Source organism: Caulobacter sp. SRI_008, from assembly GCF_057586355.1.
The window spans coordinates 26,095-38,996 of sequence record NZ_JBYCZS010000039.1 but is presented as its reverse complement, the minus strand read 5'-3'; the positions used below and the strand labels follow the sequence as shown (position 1 = coordinate 38,996).

Annotated in this window: 4 protein-coding genes; 3 read left to right on the top strand and 1 reads right to left on the bottom strand. The window is 72.6% G+C overall.

Features of this window, described 5'->3' with window-relative positions; genetic code table 11:
- Positions 1–8,773 (top strand): hypothetical protein (locus AC2YHT_RS24350; RefSeq protein WP_487292406.1); only part of this gene is annotated, 8,773 nt, incomplete at its 5' end.
- Positions 8,774–9,153: 380 nt separating this feature from the next.
- Positions 9,154–9,798, top strand: a complete 645-nt coding sequence (locus tag AC2YHT_RS24345; RefSeq protein WP_487292405.1) for a DedA family protein — start codon at positions 9,154–9,156, stop codon at positions 9,796–9,798.
- A 271-nt stretch (positions 9,799–10,069) separates the two neighbouring features.
- Here the strand turns inward: AC2YHT_RS24345 and AC2YHT_RS24340 are convergent, their stop codons facing one another.
- Entirely contained in the window at positions 10,070–10,282 is a 213-nt protein-coding gene (locus AC2YHT_RS24340; RefSeq protein ID WP_487292404.1) for a DUF2188 domain-containing protein, read from the bottom strand.
- A gap of 187 nt (positions 10,283–10,469) precedes the next feature.
- On the opposite strand from AC2YHT_RS24340, the gene AC2YHT_RS24335 reads away from it, so the two are divergent.
- Positions 10,470–12,893, top strand: a complete 2,424-nt coding sequence (locus tag AC2YHT_RS24335; RefSeq protein ID WP_487292403.1) for a glycoside hydrolase family 2 TIM barrel-domain containing protein — start codon at positions 10,470–10,472, stop codon at positions 12,891–12,893.
- Positions 12,894–12,902 lie beyond the last annotated feature (9 nt).

The window sequence follows — 12,902 nt, the reverse complement described above, 5'->3', positions numbered from 1 at the left end:
CGGCCGCATCGGCGACGACGTCACCACCGAAGGCGACCGCTCGACGGCGGTCATCGTCCAGAGCGTCGGCGGCGGCGGCGGCAGCGGCGGCTTCAACGTCAACGGCTCGATCGGCGGCGGTGGAACCGTCGGCGTGGGCGTCGCCGTGGGCGTCGGCGGCTCGGGCGGCGGCGGCGGGAACGCCGGCGCGGCGACCGGCACGGTGGTCGGCGACATCTGGACCAAGGGCGAGCAGTCCGGCGGCCTGCTGGTGCAGAGCGTCGGCGGCGGCGGCGGTTCGGGCGGTTTCAACGTCTCCGGCTCGGTGGGCGTGGCCCAGACCGTGGGCGCAGGCGTCTCGGTCGGGATCGGTGGCGCGGGCGGCGGCGGCGGCGACGGCGGCGTGGTCGTGGCGACCATGACCGGCGACGTCCTGACCGAGAAGGCGGACTCCGACGGCGTCGTGGCCCAAAGCATCGGCGGCGGCGGCGGCAGCGGCGGCTTCAACGTCTCCGGCTCGATCGGCGGCGCAGGCTCGGTGGCCGGGGCGGTCAGCGTCGGCATCGGCGGGGCCGGCGGCGACGGCGGCGATGCGGGCAAGGTGACCCTCGACGTCACCGGCGCGACTGGCACGAAAGGCGCGCGCAGCGACGCGATCATCGCCCAGAGCGTGGGCGGCGGCGGCGGTTCGGGCGGCCTGTCGATCGGCGCGGGCATCGCGCTGTCGGGTAACGGCGCGGGCACGATCAGCGTGGCCGTCGGCGGCGCGGGCGGCGGCGGCGGCGGCGGCGGCGTGGTCGAACTGCGCGTCAACGAAGGCGTGGCCGATCCGCTGGGCGACCTGATCGCGGCGGTGACCGAAGGCGAGGGCGCCCGCGCCATCGTCGCCCAGAGCGTGGGCGGCGGCGGCGGCAGCGGCGGCTTCTCGATCGCCGGCGGCCTGTCGACCGCCAAGAGCGGCGCGGGCAATATCGGCGTCGGCATCGGCGGCGGCGGCGGCGACGGCGGGAACGCCTCGTCGGTGCTGGGCAAGGTCACCGGCGACGTCGGCACCAAGGGCGCCGACGCCTCGGCCGTGCTGGTCCAGAGCGTGGGCGGCGGCGGCGGTTCGGGCGGCTTCAACGTCACCGGCGGCATCTCGGCCTCCAAGAGCGTGGCCGGCAACATCCTGGTCGGCGTGGGCGGCTATGGCGGCGCGGGCGGGAACGCCGGCGACGTCACCGGCGGCGTCACGGGCGACATCGTGACCGAAGGCGACCGCGCCTTCGGGGTCAGCTATCAGAGCCTGGGCGGCGGCGGCGGCTCGGGCGGCTTCAACATCACCGGCGGGATCAGCCTGGCCGCCAGCGGCGGCGGCACGGGCACGCTGGGCGTCGGGGTCGGCGGCTTCGGCGGCGACGGCGGCGACGCCGGCCTCGTGAACGCGACCCTCATCGGCGACATCAGCACCAAGGGCGCCGACGCCCACGGCGCGCTGCTGCAAAGCGTCGGCGGTTCGGGCGGCTCGGGCGGTTTCAACATCACCGGCACGGTCAGCGCTTCGGCCGGGACCAACGGCGCGATCGGCTTTGGCCTCGGCGGCTTCGGCGGCGGCGGCGGCAACGCCAGCACGGTCGACGGCGTTCTGACCGGCGACGTCACCACGGTCGGCGACAATTCCTTCGGCGCCATGCTGCAGAGCCTGGGCGGCGGCGGCGGCAACGGCGGCATGAACGTCACCGGCTCGGTCGCTCTGTCGGCCAGCAGCAACGCTGCGGTCTCCATCGGTCTGGGCGTCGGCGGCTTCGGCGGCGGCGGCGGCGACGCCAAGGCGGTCACTGGTGCGGTCACCGGCCGCTACCAGACCTCGGGCGACGAGGCCGACGGGGTCGTGGCCCAGTCGATCGGCGGCGGCGGCGGCTCGGGTGGGCTCAACGTCTCGGCCTCGGTCGCGGTCAGCGCCGGCACGGCCGGCACCGGTTCGGTCGGCATCGGCGGCTTCGGCGGTTCGGGCGGCGATTCCGGCGCGGTGAGCCTGATCCGCGTCGGCGACACCATCACCGACGGCGCCAATTCCGACGGCGTCATCGCCCAGAGCATCGCCGGCGGCGGCGGCCAGGGCGGGATCAACGTCTCCGGCGGCCTGTCGGCCACCACCAAGGGCACGGCCGGCAGCTTCGGTTTCGGCCTGGGCGGCTTCGGCGGCGACGGTGGCGACGCCGGCGACGTCACGGCCAGTGTCACGGGCAACGTCTGGGCCCAGGGCCTGGAATCCGACATCACCACGCCCGAACTGACGATCGAGATCCCGCTGTTTGGGCTGGAATTCACCATTCCCGCCGACCGTACGCGCCTCAACGGCTCCAACGGCGTCGTGGCCCAGAGCGTGGGCGGCGGCGGCGGTTCGGGCGGCCTCAACGTCACCGGCCAGCTGTCTCTGACCACCCCGGGCGGCTCCTCGGCCAGCCGGGCGATCTCGCTGGGCGTCGGCGGCTTCGGCGGCGCGGGCGGCGACGCCGGCAAGGTTGATCTGACCATCGCCGGTCCGAGCGCCGACTACGTGCAGGTCACCGCCGTGGGCGACGACCGCTACGCCGCGGTGGCCCAGTCGATCGGCGGCGGCGGCGGCGCGGGGGCGATCAACGTCTCCGGCGGTGTCGCGCTCGACGGCCAGCTGACCGTCGGGATCGGCGGCTTCGGCGGCGACGGCGGCCTGGGCAAGGACGTCACGGCCGACGTCACCGCCAACCTGTTCGCGGCCGGCGACCGCTCGCGCGGCCTGATGGTCCAGTCGATCGGCGGCGGCGGCGGCGCGGGCGGTATCAACATTTCCGGCGGGATCAGCGCGAACACCTCGGGCTCGGAGCCCTCGGTGGTGTTCGGCCTGGGCGGTTCGGGCGGCGCCGGCAACGCCAGCGGCGACGTCACCGTCGCCCAGGACGGCCAGGTCTGGGTCGAGGGCGTCGACGCCATCGGCATCCTGGTGCAGAGCGTCGCCGGCGGCGGCGGCTCGGGCGGCCTCAACGTCGCGGCTGACGTCAATCTGGGCAAATCGACCTCGTCGTCGAACGGCTACTCGGTCGCGGTCGGCATCGGCGGCCAGGGCGGAACCGGCGCCGACGCGGGCGACGTCTCGCTGACCAGCGTCGGCGACGTCATCATCAACGCTCAGCTGAAGGCCAATCCGGCGGCCGGCGAGGATCGCCTGGAGGCCGTGACCTTCACCGGCGGCGCCAAGGGCGTGCTGGTGCAGTCGATCGGCGGCGGCGGCGGCGTGGGCGGCATCAGCGCCACCGGCGCCATCGCCCCGTTCGGCAACCCGATCGCGGTCGGGGTCGGCGGTTCGGGCGGTTCGGGCGGCAACGCCGGGGCGGTCACCGTCGTGCGCGGCTATGCCGACGACGGCTCGGCCGATCCGCACCTGATCCGCACCTTCGGCTACGATTCCGACGGCCTGATCGCCCAGAGCATCGGCGGCGGCGGCGGCACGGCGGGGATGAACTTCACCATCGCCGCCACCGTGGCCAACAAGGCCGAGAACCCGATCGCGGCGATCATCACCATCGGCGGCGACGGGGCCGGCGCGGGCTCGGGCGACACGGTCGACGTCAAGCACAACGGCAACATCGTCACCGACGGCGCCTACAGCGACGGCCTGATGGCCCAGTCGGTCGGCGGCGGTGGCGGCTCGGGCAATTTCAACATCGGTGCGGGCGTGCTCAAGGACGCCAACGCCCTGAACATGGCCATCGGCGGCGCCACCGGCGCGGCCGGCGACGGCGGCGACGTCACGGTCGACCAGGTCGGCACGATCGTTACCCTGGGCGACAGCTCCGTCGGTCTGCGCGCCCAGTCGATCGGTGGCGGCGGCGGCAACGCCGGCTTCGACCTGGCCATCGGCGCGCTGAACAAGAACTCGGTCGGCATCACCATCGGCCGCGTCGGCGGCACGGGCGGCACGGGCGGCGACGTCAAGGTCTCGACCGACGGCCTGATCGACACCACTGGCGCGGAATCCTCGGCGATCTTCGCCCAGAGCATCGGCGGCGGCGGCGGCTCCAGCGGCGCGGTCACCGTGGCGGCCAACGGCACGCGCGGCCAGGGCGACAACGCCGAGTCGTTCGCCGGCTCGCTCAGCATCGGGCTGGACGGCGGTCTCGGAGCCGAGGGCGGCGACGTCGAGGTCTCGACCAAGGGCGAACTGACCACCCGCGGCGACGATTCCCGCGGCGTCTTCGCCCAGAGCATCGGCGGCGGCGGCGGGGCCGGCGGCATCGCGGCCACCACCATCATCCGGGCGACCGGGGCGGTCGGCGTCGCGGTCGGCGGCGACGGCGGCGTCGGCGCGATCTCGGGTTCGGTCCTGGTCGAGAACGACGCGGCCATCCGCACCTCGGGCGACCGGTCGGACGGCGTCCTGGCCCAAGCCATCGGCGGCGGCGGCGGTCTCGGCGGCATGGCCCGCACCCTGCAGATCCAGGTCGGCGGCGCGCCGTCCGACACGACCACCCGCACGGCCACGGTCAGCGTCGGTGGCACGGGCGGCGAGGGCGCGGTCGGCGGCCTGGTCGAGGTCGACAACACCGGACTGATCTACACCAAGGGCGACGACTCCTTCGGCATCCGCGCCCAGTCGATCGGCGGCGGCGGCGGCATCGGCGGCGCGGTGATGAACGTCCGTGCCCAGGGCACCAACAGCAACGACTCCTTCGACCTCAACATCGGCGGCTCGGGCGGAACCGGCGGCGCCGGCGGCGTGGTTCAGGTGCTCAACGAGGGCCTGATCGTCACCGAAGGGCGCGGCGCGGCAGGGATCAGCGCCAACAGCATCGGCGGCGGCGGCGGCGACGGCGGCCTCGTGATCGACGTGGTCGGCGGCTACACCGGCGCCGACAAGCAGAGCCACCGCTACGTGCTCAACATCGGCGGTTCGGGCGGCGAGGGCGGCACGGGCGGCGACGTCACGGTGACCAACCGCGCCGTGGCTGGAATCGAGGATTCCGGCACGATCGCCACTTCCGGCGACCGCGCCTACGGCGTCTTCGCCCAGAGCCTGGGCGGCGGCGGCGGCAACGGCTCGACCATCCTGTCGCTGACGGCCCTGAAGAGCGCCGAGAACAGCGCCTCGGTCGGCCTCAACATCGGCGGGATCGGCGGCACGGGCAATTCGGCCGGCACGGTCAAGGTCGACAACGCCGGCCTGATCCAGACCACCGGCGCGGACGCGTACGGCGTGCTGGCCCAGTCGATCGGCGGCGGCGGCGGCAACGGCGGTCTCGTCATCGCGGCCAACCTGCTGATCGGGGCCACGGCCAATTCGCCGCTGGTCTCGCTGGGCGGTCTCGGCGGTGATGGCGGCGACGGCGGTTCGGTGACCGTCGACAACAGCGGTCGGATCCTGACCACCGGCGCGCGCGCCCACGGTATCGTCGCCCAGAGCATCGGCGGCGGCGGCGGCGACGCCCAGATGGCCTTCAGCCTGACCGGCGAGGCCAAGAGCCTGATCATCTCCAACGCCCTGGCGGCGGTCGTCGGCGCGGTCGGCGGCGGCTCGGGCGGGCAGGGCGGCGACGTCACCGTCAACCACTCGGGCGACATCACCGTGCTCGGCGACGGCGCCATGGCCATCAAGGCCGAGAGCATCAACGGCGGCGGCGGGACCCTGACCCTCGACTTCTCGGGGATCGTCGGCCTGCCGGGCCAGCCCTACCTCAAGCCCGACGGCTCCACCGGCCGCGTCGACCCGATGGTCGTCGCCAAGGCCGGGGCCGAGAACACCTCCGGCGCGGCCGGCGGCAAGGTCACCGTCAACTCGACCGGCACGTTCGGCGCGGCCGGCGACAACGGCGTCGGCTCCTTCGCCCAGTCGATCGGCGGCGGCGGCGGCACGATCGACCTCGATCTGCTGCTGGCGGCGCAGCTTGACGAGGTGAATGTCGACGCTCCGGTCGGCACTCAGGTCGAACTCGGCCTCGGCGGTTCGGGCGGCTCGAACGTCGGCGGCGGCGCGATCGACAGCACCCACACCGGCCAGATCCTCACCACCGGCGCCAATACGCCGGCCGTGCTGGTCCAGTCGATCGGCGGCGGCGGCGGCCGGGCCACGGGCGACGTCACGGTTCCCACCGGCGCCCTGCTGGGCCAGGTGACCCTGGCGCTCGGCGGCGAGAACCAGACCAACGCGGCCGGCGGCGACGTCAGCCGCACCCAGGGCGGGGCGGTCGTCACCACGGCGAACAACGCCTTCGGCGCCATCCTGCAGAGCGTGGGCGGCGGCGGCGGTTCGACCGGCTTCACCGTCCAGGGCGCGGGCGCCTCGGCCACGGCCAGCCTCGGCGCGACCGGCGGCTCGGGCTTGGGCGGCGGGTCGGTCGAAGCGGCCTTCACCGGCGGCGTCGCCACCGTGGGCGACCACGCCACCGGCCTGCTGGTCCAGTCGATCGGCGCGGGCGGCGGCGAGGTCCACCTCTCGGGCGTCTCCAGCCTGGGCGTCACCCTGGGCGGAACCAGCGGCGCGGCCGGCGACGGCGGCGACGTGGCCCTGGTCAACACCGGAACCGTCTACACGGCCGGCGCCGGCTCGCACGGCGTCTTCCTGCAATCGGTCGGCGGCGGCGGCGGCGCGGTGTTCGGCGGGCCCTCCAGCGCGACCGTGACCCTCAACGACGGCGGCGTCGGCGACGGCGGTGACATCGACTTCCACCAGACCGGCGACATCGTTGCCGAGGGCGCGGGCTCCTATGGCGTCGTGGCCCAGAGCCTGGGCGGCGGCGGCGGCTGGGTGGACGGCAAGTTCGCCGGTTCGGCCGGCGGCGCGGGCGAGGGCGGGGCGATCGACCTCGTCCTGGCCGGCCAGATCCTGGCGACCGGCGCCGGCTCCACCGCCGTCTTCGCCCAAAGCCTGGGCGAGGACGGGGCGGGCGACATCGCCGTCTCGACCAACAACTTCGTGCGCGGCGGCTCGGGAACCGGCGCCGGCGTCCAGTTCAGCGGCGGGGCGGCCAACACCCTGGCCAACACCGGCCTGGTCTCGGCCGTGTCGGGCAAGGCGATCGTCGGCGGGATCGGCGACGAGCGCATCGACAACCGCGGCATGGTCATCGGCGACATCGACCTGGGCGAGGGCTCCAACGCCTTCGACAACAAGGCCGCCGCGACCTTTATGGCCTTCAAGACCATCGACCTGCGCGATCCGGCCGGAACCGGGCCGCTGGCGGTGTCGGCGGTCTCGACCTCGGGCCTGTCGACGCAGGGGATCTCGGCCCAGGCCGTGCCCGGCGGCGCGGCCACCTTCACCAACGCCGGCGAGTTCCTGATGGGGCTGTCGGCCACGCGCACGCCGATCGACCTGGCGGCCGGGGCGACCTTCGCCAATCTCGACGCCATCGGCACACCCGCGACGAACCCCTTCTACGGGGCGCGGGTGATCAACACCGTGGCGCTGGACGGCCACTATGTGCAGACCTCGACCGGCCACCTGGCCTTCGACGTCGCCTTCGGCCCCTACGCTTCGGACCGCGTCAACGCCACCGGCGACGTGGTGGTGGCCGGCACGGGCGACGTGATCCTCACCTGGCTGCAGGACTCCAAGCCCGTCACCCTGTTCGCGGCCGGCGGCTCGGTCACCGACAACGGGCTGAAGATCGCCGACACGCTGGCCATGGACTACCGCATCCAGACGACGTCCGGCGCGGTGCAGTTGGCCTTCGACACTCACTTCGACCAGGGCTTCCTCAATGTGAACGGCCGCGCCCTGGGCCGGCACATGAACTCGGCGATCGCCGTGGGCGACTCCGGCGGCATCGGCCGCCTGATGGCCCTGATCGGCAACCTCCAGGCCGGCCAGGAAGCCACCTACGCGCGGATCTTCCAGAACCTGAACCCCGAGCCGCACCTGGCCCCGCTGCGCAGCCAGCTGGCCTCGTCCAACGCCTTCTCGGCCCAGTTGTTCGGCTGCGCCAACCCGACCCTGCAGGTCGACGGCAAGTGCTCCTGGGCGACGATCGAGCGGGCCACGGCCGACGGCGAGAGCGACTTCGACACCCTGGGCGTCAAGGCCGAGGGCGGGCGCCTGCGCGGCGGCTTCGAGCAGTCGCTGGACGGCGGCTGGTCGTTCGCCGCGGCCGCGGGCCTGGAGCGCCTGGACCGGGTCAAGGTCGACGGCGTGCGGTCGTGGTCGCAGGGCCAGGGCCTCAGCGCCGGGGCCGGCTTCAAGCGCCGCAGCGGCGGGGCCGAGATGGCCTTCTCGCTGTCGGGCGGCTGGCAATGGATGGAGACGGCTCGCCTGGTCGAGCTCTTCACCATCGGCCGCGCGGAGTCCGACCCGGAAAGCGGCTATGTCCGCGCCGACGCCCGCTTCGCCTACGTCATGGAGAACGGTCGCCTGTTCGTGCGCCCGGCGCTGAACGTCTGGGCCACCGGCCTGCACCAGCAGCGCTTCGAGGAGCGCGGGCTCGACGGCATGGGCGCGCGGGGCCTCTCGCACACCCAGGTCATCGGCACGGCCAATCCCGAGCTCACCCTGGGCTTCGTGCTGAAGGAGACGGCCAAGAGCCAGGCGGCGGTGTCGTTCACGGTCGGCGGCCTCTTCAACTCGACCGACCGGATCGAGATGCCGTTCCAGCTGATCGGGTCCAACCCCTCGTCGGACCCGGCCGACATCCGCACCGCGCTCGACAAGTCGGGCTGGCGCGCGGGCGTCGACCTGCACGTGATCGGCGACGACCGTGTCTCGGTGAAGTTCAACTACACCACCGAGTTCGGCGACCGCACCAGCAACCAGGCCGCCGGCCTGAACGTGCGGGTGCGGTTCTAGGGGAGGGGGCGACCCCTTCCATTTTGGGTCCCCGCCCCCTGATCCCTCTCCCCTTGCGGGAGAGGGTGGCCTGCGAAGCTGGTCGGGTGAGGGGTCTCTCAGACCTGAAAGCCGCGTGCAGCGGTCAGGCCGGGTGGCGCGTCTCCCATCTAGGAGACCCCTCATCCGACGGCCTTCGGAAGGCTCCTTCATGGGCGACGCTGTTCGCCGAAATGGTCAAGCTGTAGCGCTCGAACGCCTCCCCCTACCCAATATCGGGTAGTCGCTACCCAACCTTGGTGAGGCGCCGGGGGCACAGTCGCGTTTAATTGACGCTGCGGCGTGCGGCGCACTGGCGGCGCAGCGCGTTGATCGCCATGTGGGGGCCTCGAAGGATCCCCATGGACACTCTGCTCAAGACCGTCGCTGCTTTTGTCACTGAGCATCAAGCCTGGGCCGGCGTGATCCTTGGCGCCCTGACCTTCGCCGAATCCCTCGTCCTGATCGGCGCCTTCGTGCCGGCGACCGCCCTGATGCTGCTGGCCGGCACCCTGATCGGCGGCGGCGTGCTCGACCCGTTCGAGGTCCTGGCCTGGTGCACGCTCGGCGCGGTGCTGGGCGACGCGGTGTCCTACGGCCTGGGCCGGCGCCTGGGTCCGCGCGCCCTGCGCGCCCCGATCTTCCGCGCCAACCGCCGCACCATCGCCCGCACGCGCCTGTTCGCCCGCCGCTACGGCGTGGCCTCGATCTTCATCGGCCGCTTCTTCGGCCCGCTGCGCGCCTTCGTGCCGATCATGGCCGGCATCCTGCAGATGAAGTCCTGGACCTTCCAGACCGCCAACCTGCTGTCGGCCGTGGTCTGGATCGCCAGCCTGCTGGCCCCCGGCTACCTGGCCGCCCGCAGCCTGTCGGGCGTAAGCCTCGAACTCGGCCTGGCCATCGCCGCCGGCGTCGCCCTGACCGTGGTCGGCGTCGTCGTCGCCTGGCGCCTGACCGCCTCGCGCCGCGTGGCCCAGGCCGTCGTGGTCGCGCGGTCGGAAGCTTAAGAACGACCCCTCTCTCATAGAGAGAGGGAGGGGCCCGCGCCGAAGGTGTGGGAGGGTGAGAGGTTTCACCGTCCGCCGGTAAATCCCCTTGCTTTCCACTGCTTGGTTTTCTGAGTTCGATGCTCGAGCCGATGTTGCGGGTTCGCGCCAAACCTCGGCGTTACGACTGATAGGGGCGTCACAGCGCCTCTTTCGGAGAGTTTGTTACCTCTCACCCTCCCACCGCTGCGCGGCGGGCCCCTCCCTCTCTCAAAGAGAGAGGGTTTTGGCCTTAAGCCGCCGCCCCGTCCGTCATCCACCGCCCGACCAGCCGTCCGCCGCGATCGTGGATCCGCACCTCGACCGGCCGTTCGGACTCCGCCGCCAGCCGTCGCGCGCGGCGTTCGGCCTCGCCGCCGCCGGTGAAGCGCAGCACCTCGCCGGCGCCGTGAACCCGCACGCACCAGCCGCCTTCGCACGGCACGACATCGATGATCCCAAACATGTCGCACCCCTGCGTACGCTGAACTCGGCCACCCAAACGCCGCCCTAGCCGAAAGGTTCGAGGGCGTCGCGACACCGTTTTGCGACGAAGTGTGACGAGGGCTGGCGCTCGCGCGGAAAGTTCATAAAATGACATAAAATATCAAAATGTGGGACGCGCCTCGATGCGCGGCCCCAGGGAGAAAACGATGGCTCACCCTTCGCTGCGCGGCGTCTCGCGTCTTGTCCTGGCCGCCGCGCTCGGCCTCGCGGCGCTGCCAACCCTGGCTGCCGCCCAGGCCTCGGACCGGGTGACGACGCCGCTGGCCGAGGGCTGGACCTTCTTCCAGGGCGACCCCGAGGGGGCCGAGACCGCCGCCTTCGACGACGGCGCCTGGGCCAAGGTCTCCGTGCCCCACGACTGGGCCATCACCGGGCCGTTCGACATCAAGGCTCGCGCCGGCGGGGCGGGCGGCTTCCTGCCCACCGGGATCGGCTGGTATCGCAAGACCCTCGACATCAAGCCGCCGGCGAGAGGCCGCCGCGTCTTCGTCGAGCTGGACGGCGTGATGGAGCGCAGCGGCGTCTGGATCAACGGCCACCATCTGGGCCATCGCCCCAGCGGCTATGTGGGCCTGCGCTACGACATCACTGACTTCATCCGCGCCGACGGGAGGAACGTGCTGGCCGTGCGCGCCGACACCGACCACGCCCCGTCCTCGCGCTGGTACGCGGGCTCGGGCGTCTACGGCAAGGTGCGGCTGATCGAGACCGCCGGCCAGCATGTCGAGCAGGGCGGGGCCTTCGTCAGCGTCACGAAGATCAGCGCCGACCGCGCCACCGCCGACATCGCCGTCGACGTGATCAACGACGCCCATGACGCCGCCAGGGCCGGGCTGGAGGTCGTGCTGCGCGACCCGTCCGGCGCCGAGGTCGCCCGTGGCAAGGTCGCGCCCGTGGCCATCGATCCGGCCCGCACCGAGACCCTCAAACTCTCGCTCGACATCGCCGCGCCCAAGCGCTGGGACCTGGAGACGCCCAACCTCTATCGCGCCGAGATCCGCGTGGTCGGCGAGGGCGGGCAGGGGCTGGACGCCGAGACCGTGCGCTTCGGCGTCCGCGACGTCGCCTTCAAGGCCGACAGCGGCTTCTGGCTCAACGGCCGGAACGTCAAGCTCAAGGGCGTGGCCGTGCACATGGACGGCGGCGCGGTCGGGGCCGCCGTGCCCATGGCCGTCTGGCGCCAGCGTCTGACCGCGCTGAAGGCCCTGGGCGTCAACGCCATCCGCACCGCCCACAACCCGCCGTCGCCCGACTTCCTCGACCTGACCGACGAGATGGGCTTCGTGGTGATGGACGAGCTGTTCGACCAGTGGAACGTCTCCAAGACGCCCGGCGACTACCACCTGTTCTTCAGCGACTGGCACAAGCGCGACGCCCGCGACATGGTCCGCCGCGACCGCAACCACGCCAGCATCATCCTGTGGAGCGCCGGCAACGAGATCCACGACACCGCCTATCCGGTCCAGGCCAAGGCGGCGCTGAAGAGCCTGCTGGCGGTGATGCACGCCACCGACCCGACCCGGCCGGTGACCATGGGCCTGTTTCGGCCCAACGTGACCGGCGACTACCAGAACGGCTTCGCCGACATGCTCGACGTCGTCGGCCAGAACTATCGCGAGAACGAGCTGATCGCCGCCCACAAGGAAAAGCCCTCGCGGATCATCGTCGGGACCGAGAACAGCAAGACCCGCACCTCCTGGGTCGCCGTGCGCGACTACTCGGCCTATGCCGGCATGTTCCTGTGGACCGGCATCGACTATCTGGGCGAGGCCGACCGCAGCGGCTGGCCCAATATCGACAACCCCGCCGGCCTCATCGACCGCACGGGCCTGGCCAAGCCCATCGGACTTCAGAGGGCGTCCTGGTGGGCCGAGAAGCCCGTGCTACACGTGGTGCGCAACGCCATGCCCGCCGCGCCGCCGCCGTCATCCGACGGCGCGGGTCCCGCGCCGGCCCTGCCGACCATGATCGCCGTGGCCACGCCCCAGCCCAAGGTCGCGGTCTACGACGACTGGACGCCTTCGGACCTGACACCGCACGACGAGACCATCGAGGTCTATTCCAACTGTGCCAGCGTCGACGTCTCGCTGAACGGCCGCTGGCTGGGCGCCAAGCCGTTGCCCGCCGACGCCTCGCCGCGCCAGTGGAGCGTGACCTTCGCGCCGGGCGAGGTGAGGGCGGCCTGTCGCGACCCCGGGGTGAAGCTGGAGGACGTGCTGCGCACCGCCGGCAAGCCTGCCCGCGTCGAGCTGTCGGTCGAGGGCGACACGGTCGGGACCGGCTTCGACGACCTGGCCATCGTCCGCGCCCGGGTGGTCGACGCCAAGGGCGTGACCGTGCCTTCGGCGCAGGACGCCATCACCTTCCAGATCTCGGGCGCCGGCGCCTTCGTGGCGGCCGACAACGGCGCGCCGACCGATCATACGTCCTTCGCCTCGCCGACTCGCCAGGCCTGGCAGGGGCGGGCCACAGCCCTGGTGCGCGGGGCGGGGCAGGGCGGAGCGCTCAACGTCACGGCGACGGCGCCGGGTTTGACGCCCGGCAAGGTCGTCTTGAAAACCGTTCGTTGAACATGTTCC

Bases quoted from the DNA above. Each gene is read 5' to 3' on its own strand.
- AC2YHT_RS24345 (WP_487292405.1), top strand. From the start codon at position 9,154: ATGGACACTCTGCTCAAGACCGTCGCTGCTTTTGTCACTGAGCATCAA.
- AC2YHT_RS24340 (WP_487292404.1), bottom strand. From the start codon at position 10,282: ATGTTTGGGATCATCGATGTCGTGCCGTGCGAAGGCGGCTGGTGCGTG.
- AC2YHT_RS24335 (WP_487292403.1), top strand. From the start codon at position 10,470: ATGGCTCACCCTTCGCTGCGCGGCGTCTCGCGTCTTGTCCTGGCCGCC.